Below are 18,163 nucleotides of genomic sequence, written 5' to 3'. Positions count from 1 at the left end.
GACGCGGTAGCGGCCATTACGGCGTCTGTTCGAACAGCTCGAGGGCGGAGAGATAGAGCTCTTCGATATCGGTGTCGCTGGTCGGGGTGATGAAGATGGTGTCATCACCGGCGATGGTGCCGAGGATCCCCTCTGCCTTGCCGAGGGAGTCGAGCAGGCGGGCGATCAGCTGGGCTGCGCCCGGGCTGGTGTGGATCACCACCAGTGCGCCGTTGTGATCGACGTCCAGCACCAGATTCTTGAGCGGGCTGGAGGTGGTGGGCACGCCCAGTTCCACTGGCAGGCAGTAGACCATCTCCATCTTGGCATTGCGAGTGCGAACGGCGCCGAAGCGGCTCAGCATGCGCGATACCTTGGACTGGTTGATGTTCTCGAAGCCCAGCTCTTGCAGGGCGGTGACGATTTCTGCCTGGGAGCCAAAGCGCTCTTCTTTCAGCAAGGCTTTAAAGGCCTTGGCCAGTTTTTCTTGCTTGTCGTTGTGTTTCATCTTGGTCTCACGAATGAGGAGGTGTGGCGGCCTGTGCGATACAGGCGGCAGATACGAACAGCGGGGCCATTTTGCATTCATATGCCGTTTTTTGCAAGGAAGCGGCGCTTGTTCTGCATATTGATTCAAAAATGGCTTGCATCAACCTTTATTAGGGATAGAATCGGGATGAAATTTTGAAAACTTATTCAATTGGGCTGTATGGGTATTGAATTAATAGGTATCGAGAAGTCCTGGCACAAGGTGCCGGTTCTGCAACAGGTCAGCTTTCGGACATCCCCCGGTGAAACCTTGGTGTTGCTGGGCCCGAGCGGTGCTGGCAAGAGTTCCCTGCTACGGATGATGAACCTGCTGGATACCCCGGATGCGGGTGTTCTGCGGATTGGCGAAAGTGAATTTTCTTTCCCGAACTCCCTCTCTGCCGCCGAATTCAACCGCCAGTCCCAACTGCTGCGTCGCAAGGTGGGTATGGTGTTCCAGCAGTACAATCTCTGGCCACATCTCACCGTGATGGAGAATCTGATTGAAGCGCCGGTCAAGGTGCTTGGCATGAGCAAGGAGGCCGCCATCGAGAAGGGGGCCTATCTGCTGGCCCAGCTGCAACTGGCCGACAAGCGCGATGCCTGGCCTGCCCGTCTCTCTGGCGGTCAGCAGCAGCGGGTGGCCATTGCCCGTACCCTGATGATGGACCCGGAAGTGCTGCTGTTTGACGAGCCGACAGCAGCCCTCGATCCCGAGATCACCAAAGAGGTGGCCGAGATCATCCGCAACTTGAGCCAGACCGGCATTACCCAGGTGGTGGTGACCCACGAGGTCGACTTTGCCCGCAAGGTAGCCAGCCAGGTGATTTATCTGGAGAAGGGGCGGATCATCGAATCCGGCACCGCTGCCATTTTCCAATCCCCGCAAACCAGCCGGTTTGCCGAATTCTTGATGCATTGATATTGAATCGATAAGGAAGCTGTCATGAAAAAGAGTCTGTTGTTGGTTGCTGCCATGGGCCTGTTGAGTACCTCCGTCATGGCCAAAGAGATCAAGTTCGCCACCGAGGCCACCTACGCACCGTTCGAATACCTGGATGACAAGAACGAGTTTCAGGGTTTTGACATCGATCTGGCGCGCGCCATCTGCGAGCAGGCCAAGCTGGAGTGCAGCTTCCACAACCAGGCCTTTGACAGCCTGATCCCCAGCCTCAAATTCCGTCGCTATGATGCCGCCATCGCCGCCATGGACGTGACCCCGGAGCGCTCCGCTCAGGTCGATTTCTCCGACATCTATTACGAGAACTCGGCCGTATTCGTCGCCAAGAAAGGGGCCTTCAAGGGGCCGGAAGAGATGGTCGACAAGACAGTCGGCGTGCAGAACGGTACCTCTCACCAGTCCTATCTGGTGGATAACTGGGTGAGCAAGGGTCTGCTGACTGTGCCGTACGCCAGCTACCAGAGCGCCTTCCTCGACATGATGAATGGCCGTACCGACGGTGTCTTTGCCGATACTGCTGTCGCAGCCGACTGGCTGAAGCAGCACAAGGAGTATGCGGTGGTGGGGGCGCCGGTGACCGATGCCAAGTACTTCGGTACCGGCTTTGGCATCGCGGTGGCCAAGGGCAATCAGGAGCTGCTGACCCAGCTGAACAAGGGGCTGGCCGAGATCAAGGCCAACGGCACCTATCAGAAAATCTTCGACAAATACTTCGCGCAGTAAGCCATGTTGAGCCTGTTGTTGGATGCAGCCTGGATGACCCTCGGGCTGGCCTTGGCATCACTGGTCGGGGGCATGGTATTGGCACTGGCGTTCAGTGCCGCCGAGCTCAGCAAGCAGCGTGCACTGGTGTGGCCGGTGGCCACCCTGACCACGCTGATCCGTGGCCTGCCCGAGTTGCTGGTGGTGCTGTTCATCTACTTCGGCTCGACCCAGGTGTTGTTCCTCATCACTGGCGAGTATGTGGAGTTCAGCCCGTTCGCCTGTGGCGTGCTGGCGCTCTCCCTGCTGTTCGCCAGCTATGCGACCCAGACCCTGCGAGCGGCGCTCAATGCGGTGCCTTCAGGTCAACGGCTGGCGGCGCTGGCGCTGGGGTTGAGCAAGAGCCACATCTTCTTTCGCATCGTGTTGCCGCAGGCGTGGCGCCACGCCTTGCCGGGCCTCGGCAACCAGTGGCTGGTGCTGCTGAAAGATACCGCGCTGGTGTCGCTTATCGGGGTGAACGAGATGATGCGTCAGGCCCAGATGGCCTCGGCCAGTACCTATGAGCCTTTCACCTGGTATGCCGCTGCGGCCCTCATCTATCTGGCCATCAGTCTGGTGAGTGAATATGGCCTCGGGCTGGCTGCCCGCTACACCCGCCGCTACGGAGGCTAACTGATGCAAGAGTATCTCGTTACGTTGCTGGGCGGTCTGGTCACCACGCTGGAACTGACCCTGTTCAGCCTGCTGCTGGGGATTGTGCTGGCGGCCCTGATGACCTGGGTGCTGGAGCTGCGCCTGCCGGTAGCGACCCAGCTGGTGCAACTGTGGGTGCTGCTCTTTACCGGTACGCCGCTGCTTATCCAGATCTTCCTGATTTACTACGGGCCGGGCCAGTTCGAGTGGCTTAAAGCCAGCCCGCTCTGGCCGCTGCTCAAGCAGCCCTGGTTCTGCGCCGTGTTGGCGCTGGGTCTCAACACGGCGGCCTACTCCACCCGGTTGTTCAAAGGGGCGCTCGATGCCATCCCGGCCGGTGAGGTGGAGGCGTGTCGTGCGCTTGGCTTTAACGGCCGCCAGACCTTGTGGATGAAGGTGCGCCATGCCGCCCGTCATCTGGTGCCTGCCTACTCCAACGAGGTGATCCTGGTGCTCAAGGGGAGCTCCCTCGCCAGTACCATCACCATCATGGACATCATGGGGCTGGCGCAGGGATTGAACGCCCAGACCTACGATACCCTGGCGGTGTTCGGGGTGGCTGGCGGGCTTTATCTGGCGATGAACGGATTGTTAACAATTGGTTTTCGCTGGTGTGAAAAACGGGCGTTGGCATTCCAATCCTGAAACCTTCACAACTACCTCTTTATGGTAAGGAGAAGTGCAGAAAAACTGTGCTTCTCCTCCAACTTTTTGTATTTCCCTCCAATTTTTGCTCCCGCATGTTTCGTGGCTCACAGAACCCGTGACTGCAACTGTTATCAGATTGTTTTTTATGGGGGGATCCATTAAGGTTGGGCGCACAACAACAAACAACCTTAAACCTACGCTTAAACATGGAGTTGATCATGAAAGTTGCCGTTCTGGGTGCCGCTGGTGGCATCGGTCAAGCCCTCGCTCTGCTGTTGAAAAACCGTCTGCCGGCTGGCTCCGAGCTGAGCCTGTATGACATCGCCCCGGTCACCCCGGGTGTGGCCGTTGACCTCAGTCATATTCCTACCGACGTCGCCATCAAGGGCTTCTGCGGTGAAGATCCGACTCCTGCGCTGGTTGGGGCAGATGTGGTGCTGATCTCCGCCGGTGTGGCACGCAAGCCGGGGATGGATCGCTCCGACCTGTTCAACATCAACGCCGGTATCGTCAAGAATCTGGTCGAGAAGTGCGCGGCCACTTGCCCGAAAGCGCTGATCGGCATCATCACCAACCCGGTCAACACCACCGTTGCCATCGCCGCCGAAGTGCTGAAGAAAGCCGGTGTCTATGACAAGCGTCGTCTGTTTGGTGTCACCACTTTGGACGTGATCCGCGCCGAGACCTTCGTGGCCGCCGCCAAAGGGTTGAACATCGACAAGGTTCGCGTCAATGTGATCGGTGGTCACAGTGGCGTTACCATTCTGCCGCTGCTCTCCCAGATTGAAGGCGCCTCCTTCACTGCTGAAGAAGTGGCTGCCATGACCAAGCGCATCCAGAATGCCGGTACCGAAGTGGTAGAAGCCAAGGCCGGTGGCGGTTCCGCAACCCTCTCCATGGGTCAGGCGGCTTGCCGTTTCGGTCTCTCCCTCATCAAGGGTCTGCAGGGCGAAGCCAACGTTGTTGAGTGCGCCTACGTGGAAGGCAACGGCGAGCACGCCACCTTCTTCGCACAGCCGGTACTGATGGGCAAGAACGGTGTCGAAACCGTACTGGATTACGGCAAGCTGAGCGCGTTCGAGCAGGATGCGATGGAAGGCATGCTGGCTACCCTGAAAGCCGATATCCAGCTGGGTGTCGATTTCGTCAAGTAAGCGGGTCCACCGTGCCAACAAGGGAGCTTCGGCTCCCTTTTGTATTGATGAGAGCCGCCCGGCAGGCTAAGGGGATGGGGCTTGGTGCCGATAACAGAGTGCAGCAGGAGATCCTTATGATGAAACCCCTTACCCTACTCATTCTTGTCGGTGCATTCACCGCGCCCCTCTATGGTGCCGAGGCGGTATCGGCTGCCGTATCGAGCGATGCGCCTGCAGCAAGTGCATCGGCACCGACCGCAAGCAGTACTGCGGTGGCAACGGCCCCTGTCTCTGCTGCTACGCCGGCGCCCTCTGAGGCCGTCCCCGTCTTGCTTCCGGCCGAGCCGGTCACGCCCGTTGCCAGCAGTGGCGAGGGGGCTGCGCCGCTGCCAAAACCGGCGGAGCCTGCCGCTGTGGTGGCGCCTCCCGCACCTCTGGCCGCTGGCGAGTTGCGGGCGGTGCCGCTCTATCGTCAGGACGAGCTTCTTAACTGGATTGAGCAGGGGCGCCACCTCACTCAGGTGAAGCAGGATCGCTGTCAGCTGACTCAGGATATCGAAGCGCGCGCCTCGGTGATGAAGATCCCGGCCTATCAATTCCTCTGGGGGGATATGCTGGCGTGGGGTGTCTGTACCAAATCCAATGCCGAGCTCGGGGTGCAATATATGTGGGAGGCGGCCAATCAGGGGTTGGCGCCGGCGCTGGAGCAGCTGGGTCGCTACTACTGGAAAGGAACTTTGGTGCAGAAGGATTTGGTGCGAGCCGAGACCCTGATGCGCGAGGCAGCCAGCCTCGGTTTTCTGCGGGCCCGCATCGAGTGGGTCGAGATGCTGTTGCAGGGGATGGGCAGTCCGCTCGATTATGAGGACGCCTATCGCTGGCTCCATGGCTCCGTCATAGGTGACAAGGCGCTGCACCAGAAGGCGGCGAGTCTGCTCAACCGTCTTGGCAACCGGATGCCTGCCAACGTGGTGGCCCGCGCCAAGGCGATGCACTGATCCAAAAAAATGACCCACAGATCTGCACCTGTGGGTCCGGTTCCAGCCGCCGTGCCATGACAGGCCGGAACCTCCCTCTGTTATATGGCTGCCCGCGCCTTAGAGATCTTGATGGGGGCCAAAAACTTCGTAATGGAGCTGCCCCGCTGGCACCCCAGCCGCTAGCAGCTGCCGCTTGATCTCTTGCATGAAGCCGACAGGGCCACAGAAGTAGTAGTGGGCCTCTGGCGTGATGCGCTCCTTCACTGCGGCCAGATCCATGGTGCCGGCCAGATCGTAATCTTGACCCTGCACATCACTGGCCTCCGGCTCCCGATACCAGATCCGGCTCAGCAAGTTGGGATGCTGGTGGGATTTTTGCTGAATATCCTCCCGGAAGGCGTGTACAGCGCCCTGTTCGCAGGCGTGCAGCCAGGTGATCTCGGCCTGATGAGCACTTTCCAGCAGCTGGTTGAGCATGCTCATCATCGGCGTCACGCCGACACCGGCTGAGAGCAGTACCACCGGGGTCTGGCTGTCGGCTTTCAGGTAGAAATCGCCGGTAGGGGGCATCACCTCGATCTTGTCACCCGCCTGCAGGTGATCGTGCAGCAGGTTGGAGACCTGACCCTGCGGCTCACGCTTGACGCTGATGCGGTAGTCCTGCCCGTTGGGGGCATCGGAGAGGGAGTATTGGCGGATTTCCTGATATTCCAGCTCGGGGTGAACCAGCTTGATGCTGAGGTATTGGCCCGGTTTGAAGGTCAGTACCGGCTTGCCATCTTCCGGCGCCAGCAGGAAGGAGGTGATGAGGGCGCTCTCGGCCCGCTTCTCCTTGATGATGAAGGTGCGGGTTCCTTGCCACCCGCCATCCTGGCTTGCCTTCTCCTGATAGATCTCTCGCTCGCGGCCGATGAAGATGTCTGCCAGCACGCCATACGCCTTGCCCCATGCCTCCAGCACCTCGTCGGTGACCGCACTTCCGCCCAATTCTTTGAGCGTGGCCAAGAGATGACTACCTACAATGTGATATTGTTCCGGCTGGATCAGGAATCCGGTATGTTTGTGCGCAATCCGCTCGACCGCACCGGCGAGCGCCCCCAGATTGTCGATATTCTTTGCATACGCGGCGACTGCATTGAACAGGGCCAGCGGCTGGCCGCCACTGCGTTGGTGGGCCAGGTTGAAGATATCTTTCAGCTCCGGGTTATGGCTGAACATCCGCTGGTAGAAGTGCTGGGTTAGGGCAGGGCCTGCCGATTCGAGCAGCGGAATGGTGCTTTTGATGACGGCAACGGTGGTTTGATCTAGCATAGGGGCCTCGTTCTAATTGAACATATAAAATGTCATTTAATAAGTGGCATCCTAGATGTTTATTTGATTTGAATCAATACTCCACTTTTCGCATCGCGCTAATCAGGTTTTATGAGACTAACCAGTTATACAGATTTTGGATTGAGAGCCCTGCTCTATCTTGCCACCCTGCCGGAAGGGGAGTTGTCGAGCGTTGCCAAGGTATCGGCCCTGTATGGCGTTTCCCGCAACCACATGGTGAAGGTGGTCAATCAGCTGGTGAAGCTGGGCTATCTGCAATCCCAGCGTGGCAAGAATGGCGGTATTCGCATGGCTTGCGATCCCGCCACCATCAATATCGGGCAGGTAATCAGGGCGCTGGAAGGCAATCTGGACGGCATTGACTGCGGCTCGCCCGCTTGTCACATCGTCTCTGTCTGTCTGCTCAAGAGTGCGCTGAAAGAGGCGATGGATGCGTTTCTGGCGGTGATGGACAGCTATACGCTGCAAGACCTGCTGGCCAACCGCGACGAGTTGCAACGGGTGTTTGGCGAGTTGATCCCGACGCTGGTACTGGAGCCGGATGATGAAGTTGAACAGTGACGATGAGCAATAGAAAAGGGCTGCCACTGGCAGCCCTTTTTCAATCTTGCGAATCCGACTCCGCTCGGTACGATGCCGGCATGATCCGCGCCATCTTCACCATGTTGTTCTCTACATCGAGGATCTCGATAGGATAACCGGCCAGCCGGATCCCGATGTTGGGCTGGGGGATCTCTTCCAGATATTCGAGGATCAGACCGTTGAGGGTACGCGGGCCGTCGATGGGCAGGTGCCAGTTCATCTCCTTGTTCAGCTCACGAATATTGGCTGAGCCTTCGACCAGATAAGAACCATCTGACTGGGGGTGGATCTCGTCGCTCGGCGCAGGCGTCATGGAGGTGGTGAAGTCGCCCACGATCTCTTCCAGAATATCGTCCAGAGTGATTAGACCCTGAATATCGCCGTATTCGTCGACGATCAGGCCAATTCGCTCCTTGTTGCGCTGGAATTTGGCCAGCTGCACGTTGAGCGGCGTTCCTTCCGGAATGAAGTAGATCTCGTCCACTTCCCGCAACAGACTCGATTTGTTGAACTGGTCCCTGGCTACCAGCCGCAGGGCATCGCGCGCGTGTAAAAATCCGACAACGTCGTCGATATTGTCGCGATAGAGCAGGATCTTGGTGTGAGCGCAGTGGGCCAGCTGGCGCTGGATGCTCTTCCAGTCGTCGTTGATGTCGATGGCGTAGATATCGCTGCGCGGCACCATGATGTCCTCGACCAGCATCTTGTCGAGATCCAGAATACTCAGCAGCATCTCCTGATGACGCTGGGGGATCAGGTTACCCGCCTCATTGACGATGGTGCGCAGCTCCTCGGTGTTGAGGGAGTCATCCTTGTTAGGATTGATCTTCAGCATTTTGAGCAGGCCGCTGGTGATGCCGTTGATCAGCCAGACCAGCGGTGAGAGCGGCACCATCAGCCCCTTGAGGATCCAGGAGGCGGGATAGGCGATCTTCTCCGGGAACATGGCGGCCAGGGTCTTGGGGGTCACTTCACCGAATACCAGTACCACCAGGGTCAGGCCGAAGGTGGCGATGGCGACCCCGAGATCACCAAACAGCCGGATACAGACGATGGTGGCGATGGCGGAGGCGAGGATATTGACCAGATTGTTACCGATCAGGATCAGTCCCAGCAGGCGATCGGGGCGGGCGAGCAGTTGCTCGACGCGACGTGCGGCTTTGTGTTTGGTCTGTGCCAGATGCCGCAGCTTGTAGCGGTTGATGGACATCAGGCCGGTTTCGGCACTGGAGAAAAAGGCGGAAAGAAGGATCAAGATAACGAGAACAATCAGTAATGTACTCGTTGAGATGCTGTCCAAAAAGGGCTCCTGTTGGATGGTATGGCTAAAAGAGTATAGGTGTCAGCTCAACAGCACTTCTTTGACGAAGCGACTGCCAAAGTAGGCAAGAGTCAGGATGAAGCTGCCGATCAGACTGAGCGTGATGACTTTGCGGCCGCGCCAACCATAGGTGTGATGACCCCACAGCAGCAACACGTAGACACACCATGCCAGGATGGAGAGCACTGCCTTGTGAGACTTGCCCTGGGCGAACATATCTTCGAGGAAGAAGAGGCCGGAAGCGATGGAGAGTGTCAGTAGCAGCACCCCTGCAGAGATCAACTGAAACAGCCGTTTCTCCACTGTCATCAGTGGCGGCATGGCTGGCAGGTTGCTGATTTTTCGAGATTTAAGCTGCTTGTCCAGACAGGCGAGCTGCAGCGTAAACAGACAGGCGATCATCAATACCGAGTAGGCCATCAGGGCGAGGCCGATGTGCAGCAACAGCTGGGGGTGGGCCTCCAGATGGGTTATGTAGCGACCCGGGATCAAGGCGCTGGCAGCCAGCAACAGGGCCGAGAAGCTGTAGACCACCGGCAGCAGGATCCAGCCGTTGAAGCGGCGGGTCACGCAAGTCATGAAGCAACTGATGATGAGGCTGACCAGCGAGGCAACGTTGAGCATGCTCAGGTTCTGGCCGTAACTCTGCAATACCTCTGAACCGAGGGCGCTGGCATGGGCGATCAGGGCCAATCCGATACAGGCAAACAGGGAGCGCTGTCCCACCGGCTTGGCGCTCAGTAACAGATGCAGGGAGGCGATGATGGCCAGCAGATAAAACGCCAGGGCCAGAACAGAGATTACGATCATAACCAGGTCGTTGTTGCACAAGCTTTTGAGGGTAAGAGGGGCAGTATACCTTGCACGAGAAGTGCTCGCCAGTTGTGCAACGGCCGATCTGCCCATATATAGGGAGAAGGTCCCTGCTGCTGCGGTGCGGTGAATAATCGTCCTCGCGCCCGCTCTGGGTTATAATGCCCCCAATTTATTACGCCAAGAACCGGAATCCGTCATGTTTGAGAATTTGACTGAACGACTCTCGCGCACCTTGCGCAATGTCAGTGGCCGTGGTCGCCTGACCGAAGACAATATCAAGGAAACCCTGCGCGAAGTCCGCATGGCGCTGCTCGAGGCGGATGTCGCCCTGCCGGTCGTGCGTGATTTTGTGGCGCGTGTCAAAGAGCGCGCAGTCGGGCAGGAAGTGGCCAAATCCCTGAGCCCGGGCCAGGCATTCATCAAGATTGTGCACGGTGAACTGGTCACCGTGATGGGGGAGGCCAACGAACAGCTCAACCTGGCTGCCCAGCCGCCCGCCATCATCCTGATGGCCGGTCTGCAGGGTGCCGGTAAGACCACCACGGTTGGTAAACTGGCCAAGCTGCTCAAAGAGCGCAGCAAGAAGAAGGTGCTGGTGGTCAGTGCCGACGTCTATCGCCCTGCAGCGATCAAGCAGCTGGAGACCCTGGCCAGCGACATCGGCGTCGACTTTTTCCCGAGCGATGCCAGCCAGAAGCCGGTCGATATCGCCACCGCAGCTATCGATCAGGCGCGCAAGAAATTCTATGACGTGGTGATCGTCGATACCGCCGGTCGTCTGCACGTCGATAGCGAGATGATGGCCGAGATCCAGGATCTGCATGCCACCATCAAGCCGGTCGAGACTCTGTTCGTGGTGGATGCCATGACCGGTCAGGATGCCGCCAACACCGCCAAGGCGTTCAACGAAGCGCTGCCGCTCACCGGTGTCATCCTTACCAAGGCGGACGGCGATGCCCGTGGTGGTGCTGCACTGTCGGTGCGCCACATCACCGGCAAGCCGGTCAAGTTTATCGGTATGGGTGAAAAGACCGATGCGCTGGAGCCGTTCCACCCGGATCGTCTCGCCTCCCGCATCCTCGGTATGGGCGATGTGCTCTCTCTTATCGAAGAGGTCGAGCGCAACGTCGATAAAGAGAAAGCAGCCAAGCTGGCCAGCAAGGTCAAGAGTGGCAAAGGCTTCGATCTGGAAGATTTCCGCGAGCAGCTGGCCCAGATGCGTAACATGGGCGGCATGATGGGGATGCTCGACAAGCTGCCCGGCATGTCAGGTCTGCCGGATAACGTGAAAGATCAGATGGATGACAAGCTCACCGTGCGAATGGAGGCCATCATCAGCTCCATGACGCCGAAGGAGCGCGCCCATCCCGATCTCATCAAGGGTTCCCGCAAACGCCGTATCGCCGCAGGTTCCGGCATGCAGGTGCAGGATGTGAACAAGCTGCTCAAGCAGTTCACCGAGATGCAGCGCATGATGAAGAAAATGTCCGGTAAAGGCGGCATGCGCAAGATGATGAGCCAGATGAAGAACATGATGCCCCCCGGTTTCGGTGGCGGTCGCGGCCCGTTCTGATCCGGCCTGCGTGTTGATGGGGGTCTGCAGCGGCAGGCCCCTTTTCATTGCCGCTCTGCGCAAAAAATGGCTGGCTTGGTTGCAATTATTACGAATCCAAGTAGAATTACGCGGCTTATTTTAAGCTAGGGTCCGCGTGTTTGCGGGCCTTGTTCATTAGATGTTAATGAGGACGATATGGTAACCATTCGTTTACAACGTGGTGGCGCGAAAAAGCGTCCGTTCTACCAGGTAGTAGTTTCTGACAGCCGTTGCGCCCGTGACGGTCGCTTCATCGAGCGCGTTGGTTTCTTTAACCCGGTTGCTGCTGGTCAAGCTGAAAAGCTGAACCTGGACCTGGCTCGTATCGAGCATTGGGTTGCTACTGGTGCCGCTGTTTCTGACCGCGTTGCCAAGCTGATCAAAGACGCTAAAAAAGCTGCTTAATCAGCCCAACGGTAAGGAGTTAAGGTGGAAAAACCTGTAGTTCTGGGCACCCTGGGTACCGTTTATGGCATCAAGGGCTGGCTTAAAGTGAACTCCTTCACCGATGTTGCCGAAGCGATTTTCGATTACAACCCCTGGCTGATTAATCAGAACGGGGCGTGGCGTGAAATTCGGGTTTCATCCTGGAAACGTCACAACAAGGGTCTGATCTGCAAACTCGATGGTATCGATGTGCGCGAAGATGCCCTGGCATTGACCAATGTCGAGATTGGCGTACCCGCCGATCTGTTGCCTGCGTTGCCTGAAGGTGAGTTCTACTGGCGTGACCTGATTGGTTGCTCCGTGGTGACCACCAAGGGATACGACCTGGGCAAGGTGACCGAATTGATGGAAACCGGCTCCAACGATGTGTTGGTGGTTGAGGCCAATGTAAAAGATGCCTTTGGTGCAAAGGAGCGGTTGATTCCGTTCCTGGAAGAGCAGGTGATCAAGAATATTGATCTGACTGCTCGAACAATCGAAGTTGATTGGGATCCTGGTTTCTAGTTTCCCGCGCTAACACGGGTGCCGGAGGTTTCTTATGTGGATCGGGGTTATTAGCCTCTTCCCTGAAATGTTCCGAGCCATTACCGAGCACGGGGTAACGGGTCGGGCCGTCAAGAGTGGCCTGCTGCAGATTGAGTGCTGGAACCCCCGGGAGTTTACCCACGATAAACACCGTACGGTCGATGATCGTCCTTATGGTGGTGGGCCCGGCATGTTAATGATGGTTCAGCCGCTGCGTGACGCGATTCATGCAGCCAAGCAAGCGGCGGGAGACGGGGCGAAAGTCATCTATCTCTCTCCTCAGGGACGCAAGCTGACTCAAGCGGGCGTAACCGAGTTGGCGACGAATCAGAAACTGATTCTGGTAGCCGGTCGATACGAAGGTATCGATGAACGCGTGATACAAACCGAAGTCGACGAAGAGTGGTCTATCGGGGATTACGTGTTAAGTGGTGGCGAGTTGCCTGCCATGACCCTGATCGATGCGGTTTCGCGTCTGGTCCCCGGGGTTTTGGGCGATCAGGCCAGTGCCGAGCAAGACTCCTTTACGGATGGCTTGCTGGATCATCCCCACTATACTCGGCCGGAGGTGTTGGATGGATTGGCGGTGCCCGAGGCGCTGACAAGCGGCAATCACGAAGTGATTCGACGCTGGCGTCTCAAGCAGTCGCTCGGACGAACCTGGCAAAGAAGGCCGGAACTTATTAACAACCTAGCTCTGACTGACGAGCAAGAATCACTTCTTGCCGAGTATGTCCGCGAAGTGCGTGACAGCGTTAAGTAGAGTTTTCAGTTTATCCTAGGTAAGGAAAGACAATGAGCAAGATTATTCAGCAGCTTGAACAAGAGCAACTGCGTACCGACATCCCGGCTTTTGCCCAGGGCGACACTGTACGTGTTCAAGTTCGTGTTAAAGAAGGTGGTAAAGAGCGTCTGCAGGCTTTCGAAGGCATCGTTATTGCCAAGCGTAACCGCGGTCTGCACTCTGCTTTCACCGTTCGCAAGATCTCCAACGGCGAAGGTGTTGAGCGTGTATTCCAGACTCACTCTCCGCTGATCCACAGTGTAGAACTGAAGCGTCGTGGTGATGTTCGCCGCGCCAAACTGTACTACCTGCGCAACCTGTCCGGCAAAGCTGCTCGTATCAAAGAGAAGCTCAACTAATTCGATTCGAATTGGTGTCGGTATGTCGGCAAATAGCTCGACAGGTAGTGAAAAGGCTCGCCAATGGCGAGCCTTTTTTGTATCCGTCTATTGGCTCTCTGGTTGCCGTTACTGGATGACCCGTACCACCGAGTTGTCACGCCCGAAGGGGCCAGGCACATAGTCGTCCGCAGCCCAGTCATTCTCGTAGAGGGTTTCCCCTGCCGGTGTGATGAGTTGGTAGCAATATTCAAAGTAGCCCGGGCCGTCGGTCGGCAGATTGAGGGTGGCTTTGAACTCGCCGCTCTTCATGCGTTTCAGCTCGACCGGTTGCCACTGGGTGAACTCGCCGATCAGCATCACCTGTTCCGCTCCTGCAGCCGCCTCTTTCTCTACGGCAAAGGTCACCTTGACCTCGGGCTTGGACTTCAAAAACTGTTTGATCAGTGGCATGACGCCTCCTTGTCTGTGAGTTAAAAATGGCTCCTGTCTATTTTTATACCACCATATGACAAAGATGTTGATAAGGCAGATCAAGTCGGCAAGGCAAAATAGCGTTGCAGCAAACTGTGGGTGAAGTCGATCTTGAGATAGAAGCCACGGGGCAGGGTCATGATGGGTTGACCATCGCGGCCGATGGCGCGAGTCAGCGCCTTGTTGTTGGCCGCCTTGGGCCGCAGTTGCATCACCTGGCCGTGGCGGGCGCTGATCTGCTCAACTTCTCCCAGCACTATCATGTCCATCAGCTCCTCCCAGTCCTGACGCAGTAGCCGATCTTCCTCTTCATTCGGGCTCCACATCAGCGGCATGCCGACTCGCCGCTCGCCAACCGGGATCTCCCGACTGCCTTCCACCGGGATCCAGAGCACCCGGGAGAGCTTGTTGCGCACGTTGGACTCCTCCCAGCGCTGGCCGCTGACGCCGATCAGCGGGGCGACGCAGACGAAGGTGGTCTCCAGCGGTTTGCCTTGAGGATCCACGGGGATCGTCTTGAGTTCGATCCCCAGCTCTGGGAAGTCCTGCTCCGGCTTGCTCCCGGCGCTGGCCCCCAGTTGCAGCTCGATCAACTGACCGACCCACCCCTTGTCACGGCGCAGGTCTTTGGGCACCGCAACGCCAGCCTCGGCGGCCAGCTGCGCCAGCGTGAAGCCGGCCATGGCATAGGCGCGGCTCAATAACTCCTGCTCGGATTGGGGATTGCTTGGCATAGTTGGCTCCATCTTGCTCGCCATATTCTAACAGGGGAGGATCCCGAGAAGGATCGCTGTTTTTATAACCGATCCTGAGTGGGTAAGATCAAATGCAGAGAATTTGGGTGCTGTCAGTTCATCATTATGATTTTAAAGGATTTTGTCTGTTTTATCGAGAAGTAAGCCAGGTCTGGTTTGACCTCTAAATAGTTGTCCAAGGGTTTGTGCATGATGTTACACACAGTTATCCACAGAAATCTTGGATAAGTGGATGAAAGTGGGTGGAGTCGCTGATATGTTACAAAAAATTGTGAATGCCACCCCATTTTTACAGGGTAAACGGGGTAGATATTGTGCCACTCCTGTGGATAATTTCGCCGTGGTGGATCTTTGAGCAGTTGAACTTGTTCACAATCCGGATCATGGATCTGGCTCTTGGGGGGACATGGATCTAGATCCAGTTGTTTTGCCTCAAGCTTATAAAAAATAATGGTTTTTTATATTTTATGTCGCGTGGTAATACGGAGAGGCACTTTTCGCGTACAGTTAAAAAGTACTGTATATACCCGTTTGCTAACAGCTTTATGCACAGCCTGGGTGGGCAACTTGGGGGCGCGGATCCTTGGATTTGTTTATAAGTATGTTTGAAATCGAAAGTTATTCATGAAACAGGGGATTCACTCCTTGTTTGCTGCCACGGAGTGAATGTGGAACAATCTCCTTATAGATTCAGCCTTTATAAGGTGATCACGTGATTGATGGCGACGGATTTCGTCCCAATGTCGGTATCGTGATCTGTAACCGTGAAGGACAAGTGTTGTGGGCTAAACGCTATGGGCAGCACTCCTGGCAGTTTCCGCAGGGGGGAGTTGATGATGGTGAAACGCCAGAGCAGGCCATGTATCGAGAGCTTTATGAGGAGATTGGCCTCAAGCCCGAAGATGTGACCATCATGGCCACCAGTCGTAACTGGCTAAAGTACCGTTTACCCAAACGTCTTGTCCGCTGGGACAGTTCACCGGTCTGTATTGGCCAAAAACAAAAATGGTTCCTGTTACAGCTGAATTCGGGCAAGGAGTCGCGGATCCAGTTCGGCTGTCATGGCCATCCCGAATTTGACGACTGGCGTTGGGTCAGCTTCTGGTACCCGGTGCGTCAGGTCGTCTCGTTCAAGCGGGAGGTTTACCGCCGGGTCATGAAAGAGTTTGCCCCGCTGGCGATGCCAGTGCCGGCAGTGCAGGTCAACAAGAAGGATGGGCGACGCAATCGCGCCCGTTAAGGAGCACAGATTAGTTGTTAACGGAACTGAGACGTATCGTCGAGAGCATGGCCGAGGCCAATACCCTCGAGCAGGCCTTGCAGGCATTGGTGAGCCAGACCCGGCACGCCATGGCAGTGGACTGCTGCTCCGTCTATGTCTCGGAACCCGAGGTGCGCCGCTATCGCCTGGCGGCTACCGACGGCTTGGCCCCGTCCGCAGTCGGCAAGGTGACCCTGCCCTACGAGCAGGGCATCGTCGGTCTGGTGGGTCAGCGGGAAGAGCTGATCAACCTGGCTGATGCCCCCGCGCATCCCAGTTTCAAATTCCTGCCCGATGTTGCCGAAGAGGCGTTCCGCTCCTTCCTCGGTGCCCCCATCATGCACCAGCGTCAGGTGGTTGGCATTCTGGTGGTGCAGCAGAAGGAGAGTCGCCGCTTCGATGAGGGGGAAGAGTCCTTCATGGTCACACTGGCGGCCCAGCTGGCGGCGCGGATCGCTCAGGCGCAGGCCAAGGGGTGGTTGCAGAAGACCGACTGGAGCAAGCCGCTGCGCGGTATTGCCGGTGCCAGCGGCATCGCTATGGCCAAGGCCTGGGTGTGGCGGCCCCGGAAGGCGCTCTCGTCCATTACCCCGCGCAAGGATGAAGACCATGCCAGCCAGCTGGCACGGCTGGAGCTGGCGGTTGAGGAGGTGCGGCACGACTTGGAGAGTCTGGCGCTGCGTTTTCGCGAGAGCTACAGCCAGGATTCGGTGGCGATCTTCGACATCTACCTCCATCTGCTCAGCGATCCCGGCTACATCAAGCCTATTCGCAACAAGGTGAGCAAGGAGCACTGGACTGCGGTCTCTGCGGTCAAGCTCATCAGCGATCGCTTGATCGAGCAGTTCAAGGGGATGAAGGATCCCTACTTGCAGGAGCGCTCCACCGACGTGAAGGATATTGCCCAGCGGCTGATCAGCCGACTGGTGCAGAATGAGCCGGAACATATCTCCATCGGCGAGCCGGTGGTGCTGGTTGCCGACGAGGTGACTGCCACCATTCTGGCAGAAGTGCCCCGCGAGTATCTGACCGGGGTGGTCTCGCTCAAGGGGGGGACCAACTCCCACGCGGCCATTCTGGCCCGCGCCATGGGGGTCGCCGCCATCATGGGGGTCGATCTGCCCCTCGGCGACATCGGTGGTCGCATGCTGGTTGTCGATGGCTACAGCGGCGATCTCTTCATCGAGCCCAATCAGGTGATTCTGACCGAGTATCGTCAGCTGCTGAACGAAGAGCGGGCCCTCGATACCCTGGTGCGCAGCGTCGACAACCTGCCATCTGAAACCGCCGATGGCACCAAGGTCTCTCTGCTGCTCAACGCCGGTCTCAGCGCCGATACCGAGATCTCCCTCAACCAGCTGGCGGACGGGGTGGGCCTCTATCGCACCGAGATCCCCTTTATGCTGCAGGAGAGCTTCCCCTCAGAGTGGGAACAGACTGCCCGTTATCGCGGCATTCTGGAGACCTACCGCAACCGGCCGGTCTGCATGCGGACGCTGGATGTGGGCGGCGACAAGCCGTTGCCCTATTTCCCTATCGTCGAGGAAAACCCCTTCCTTGGCTGGCGGGGGATCCGGATCACCCTGGATCACCCCGAACTGTTTCTGGTGCAGCTCAAGGCGATGCTGCGGGCCAGTGAAGGGCTGGACAATCTGGCCATCATGCTGCCGATGATCAGCAGCGTCAGCGAAATCAAGGCTTCCCGTCGTCTGCTGGATCAGGCGTGGCGAGAGGTGTCGGAAGAGGCGGCAAGCCGCGATGCGGTGATCCGCTACCCCAGCCTTGGGGTGATGATCGAGGTGCCCTCAGCCCTCTTTATCTTGCCGGAGATGGCGCCGCTCATCGACTTCTGGTCAGTGGGCAGTAACGACCTGACCCAGTACCTGCTGGCGGTAGATCGCAACAATTCCCGGGTTGCCAACATCTACGATGCCTTCCATCCTGCGGTGATCCGCGCCCTGCAACAGCTGGTTGATGCTTCCCACTGTTACCAGAAGCCGGTGTCTGTGTGTGGCGAGCTGGCCGGTGATCCGGTCGGTGTATTGCTGCTGCTTGCCATGGGCTATCGCCGCTTCAGTATGAACACCCACAACATCGCCCGGATCAAGTACGTGCTGCGTCAATCCACTCTGAGCGAGTTGACCGAACTGATGGCCGATGGCCTCAAACATGACAACCCCCACGTACTGCGCGGCCTGTTTGCCCGCTATCTGGAGGAGCATGGTTTGGGCGGTTTGCTGCGAGCCGGTCATAAATCGAAACAGAGTGATTGATAATCATGCCTTGTCCCTGCTGACGAATGAT

20 protein-coding genes are annotated in these 18,163 nt (G+C 57.4%); 14 read left to right on the top strand and 6 right to left on the bottom strand.

Translation table 11 applies throughout. From position 1 onward, the window contains the following. Positions 1 to 16: 16 nt before the first annotated feature. The gene (gene argR / locus AB5Y76_RS19760) at positions 17 to 487 is read right to left on the bottom strand and encodes a transcriptional regulator ArgR (RefSeq protein ID WP_005340378.1); all 471 of its coding nucleotides are present in this window, start codon (positions 485 to 487) and stop codon (positions 17 to 19) included. 201 nt (positions 488 to 688) lie between these two features. On the opposite strand from argR, the gene AB5Y76_RS19755 reads away from it, so the two are divergent. From AB5Y76_RS19755 to AB5Y76_RS19730, 6 genes are all read left to right on the top strand, one after another. Further along, positions 689 to 1,429: an ATP-binding cassette domain-containing protein gene (locus AB5Y76_RS19755; RefSeq protein WP_005357971.1), complete on the top strand. Its 741-nt coding sequence runs from the start codon at positions 689 to 691 to the stop codon at positions 1,427 to 1,429. A gap of 24 nt (positions 1,430 to 1,453) precedes the next feature. Beyond that, positions 1,454 to 2,191, top strand: coding sequence for a transporter substrate-binding domain-containing protein (locus AB5Y76_RS19750; protein WP_019445594.1), 738 nt, complete (start codon positions 1,454 to 1,456; stop codon positions 2,189 to 2,191). 3 nt (positions 2,192 to 2,194) lie between these two features. Next, a complete protein-coding gene (gene artQ, locus AB5Y76_RS19745) occupies positions 2,195 to 2,845 on the top strand; it encodes an arginine ABC transporter permease ArtQ (RefSeq protein ID WP_043826111.1) in 651 nt (216 codons plus the stop codon). A 3-nt stretch (positions 2,846 to 2,848) separates the two neighbouring features. Then, positions 2,849 to 3,511: an arginine ABC transporter permease ArtM gene (gene artM, locus AB5Y76_RS19740; RefSeq protein ID WP_005348902.1), complete on the top strand. Its 663-nt coding sequence runs from the start codon at positions 2,849 to 2,851 to the stop codon at positions 3,509 to 3,511. A 221-nt stretch (positions 3,512 to 3,732) separates the two neighbouring features. Further along, positions 3,733 to 4,668, top strand: coding sequence for a malate dehydrogenase (mdh, locus tag AB5Y76_RS19735; RefSeq protein ID WP_263719080.1), 936 nt, complete (start codon positions 3,733 to 3,735; stop codon positions 4,666 to 4,668). A gap of 395 nt (positions 4,669 to 5,063) precedes the next feature. Further along, on the top strand, positions 5,064 to 5,648 hold the full coding sequence (locus AB5Y76_RS19730; protein ID WP_263719112.1) for a tetratricopeptide repeat protein: 585 nt from the start codon (positions 5,064 to 5,066) through the stop codon (positions 5,646 to 5,648). A gap of 99 nt (positions 5,649 to 5,747) precedes the next feature. Here AB5Y76_RS19730 and hmpA read toward each other — a convergent pair whose 3' ends face one another. Continuing rightward, positions 5,748 to 6,941: an NO-inducible flavohemoprotein gene (gene hmpA / locus AB5Y76_RS19725; RefSeq protein ID WP_263719078.1), complete on the bottom strand. Its 1,194-nt coding sequence runs from the start codon at positions 6,939 to 6,941 to the stop codon at positions 5,748 to 5,750. Between the two features lie 111 nt (positions 6,942 to 7,052). On the opposite strand from hmpA, the gene AB5Y76_RS19720 reads away from it, so the two are divergent. Beyond that, the gene (locus tag AB5Y76_RS19720) at positions 7,053 to 7,523 is read left to right on the top strand and encodes an Rrf2 family transcriptional regulator (RefSeq protein WP_263719076.1); all 471 of its coding nucleotides are present in this window, start codon (positions 7,053 to 7,055) and stop codon (positions 7,521 to 7,523) included. Between the two features lie 40 nt (positions 7,524 to 7,563). Here AB5Y76_RS19720 and AB5Y76_RS19715 read toward each other — a convergent pair whose 3' ends face one another. Further along, positions 7,564 to 8,844: an HlyC/CorC family transporter gene (locus AB5Y76_RS19715; RefSeq protein ID WP_005348906.1), complete on the bottom strand. Its 1,281-nt coding sequence runs from the start codon at positions 8,842 to 8,844 to the stop codon at positions 7,564 to 7,566. A gap of 42 nt (positions 8,845 to 8,886) precedes the next feature. Next, a complete protein-coding gene (ccsA, locus tag AB5Y76_RS19710) occupies positions 8,887 to 9,675 on the bottom strand; it encodes an inner membrane protein YpjD (RefSeq protein ID WP_263719072.1) in 789 nt (262 codons plus the stop codon). A gap of 202 nt (positions 9,676 to 9,877) precedes the next feature. On the opposite strand from ccsA, the gene ffh reads away from it, so the two are divergent. The 5 genes from ffh to rplS all read left to right on the top strand — a co-directional run bounded on the left by ffh (position 9,878) and on the right by rplS (position 13,390). After that, positions 9,878 to 11,254: a signal recognition particle protein gene (gene ffh, locus AB5Y76_RS19705; protein ID WP_005340391.1), complete on the top strand. Its 1,377-nt coding sequence runs from the start codon at positions 9,878 to 9,880 to the stop codon at positions 11,252 to 11,254. Between the two features lie 177 nt (positions 11,255 to 11,431). Further along, complete coding sequence (gene rpsP / locus AB5Y76_RS19700; protein WP_005340392.1) at positions 11,432 to 11,680, top strand: 30S ribosomal protein S16; 249 nt, start codon at positions 11,432 to 11,434, stop codon at positions 11,678 to 11,680. A 24-nt stretch (positions 11,681 to 11,704) separates the two neighbouring features. Continuing rightward, entirely contained in the window at positions 11,705 to 12,226 is a 522-nt protein-coding gene (rimM, locus tag AB5Y76_RS19695) for a ribosome maturation factor RimM (protein WP_005340394.1), read from the top strand. 34 nt (positions 12,227 to 12,260) lie between these two features. Beyond that, positions 12,261 to 13,010, top strand: a complete 750-nt coding sequence (gene trmD, locus AB5Y76_RS19690; protein ID WP_005340400.1) for a tRNA (guanosine(37)-N1)-methyltransferase TrmD — start codon at positions 12,261 to 12,263, stop codon at positions 13,008 to 13,010. 32 nt (positions 13,011 to 13,042) lie between these two features. Next, positions 13,043 to 13,390 carry a 50S ribosomal protein L19 gene (gene rplS / locus AB5Y76_RS19685; RefSeq protein WP_005313505.1) on the top strand — a complete coding sequence of 116 codons (348 nt, stop codon included), beginning with the start codon at positions 13,043 to 13,045 and terminating at the stop codon, positions 13,388 to 13,390. 108 nt (positions 13,391 to 13,498) lie between these two features. On the opposite strand, the gene AB5Y76_RS19680 is transcribed toward rplS, so the two are convergent. Both AB5Y76_RS19680 and mutH read right to left on the bottom strand, forming a co-directional pair. Further along, positions 13,499 to 13,822, bottom strand: coding sequence for an isoamylase early set domain-containing protein (locus AB5Y76_RS19680; protein ID WP_005348910.1), 324 nt, complete (start codon positions 13,820 to 13,822; stop codon positions 13,499 to 13,501). A gap of 80 nt (positions 13,823 to 13,902) precedes the next feature. Further along, positions 13,903 to 14,577 carry a DNA mismatch repair endonuclease MutH gene (mutH, locus tag AB5Y76_RS19675; protein WP_042084339.1) on the bottom strand — a complete coding sequence of 225 codons (675 nt, stop codon included), beginning with the start codon at positions 14,575 to 14,577 and terminating at the stop codon, positions 13,903 to 13,905. A 733-nt stretch (positions 14,578 to 15,310) separates the two neighbouring features. On the opposite strand from mutH, the gene rppH reads away from it, so the two are divergent. Both rppH and ptsP read left to right on the top strand, forming a co-directional pair. After that, complete coding sequence (gene rppH / locus AB5Y76_RS19670; protein WP_005340421.1) at positions 15,311 to 15,838, top strand: RNA pyrophosphohydrolase; 528 nt, start codon at positions 15,311 to 15,313, stop codon at positions 15,836 to 15,838. A 14-nt stretch (positions 15,839 to 15,852) separates the two neighbouring features. Then, positions 15,853 to 18,132 carry a phosphoenolpyruvate--protein phosphotransferase gene (gene ptsP / locus AB5Y76_RS19665; RefSeq protein WP_263719068.1) on the top strand — a complete coding sequence of 760 codons (2,280 nt, stop codon included), beginning with the start codon at positions 15,853 to 15,855 and terminating at the stop codon, positions 18,130 to 18,132. The last annotated feature ends 31 nt before the right edge of the window (positions 18,133 to 18,163 follow it).

Origin of the sequence: Aeromonas sp. R1-2 (assembly GCF_040908505.1) — a bacterium.
Lineage (GTDB): Bacteria > Pseudomonadota > Gammaproteobacteria > Enterobacterales > Aeromonadaceae > Aeromonas > Aeromonas veronii.
The sequence above is the reverse complement of the archived record's forward strand: the minus strand, read 5'-3'. Positions and strand labels throughout refer to the sequence as shown.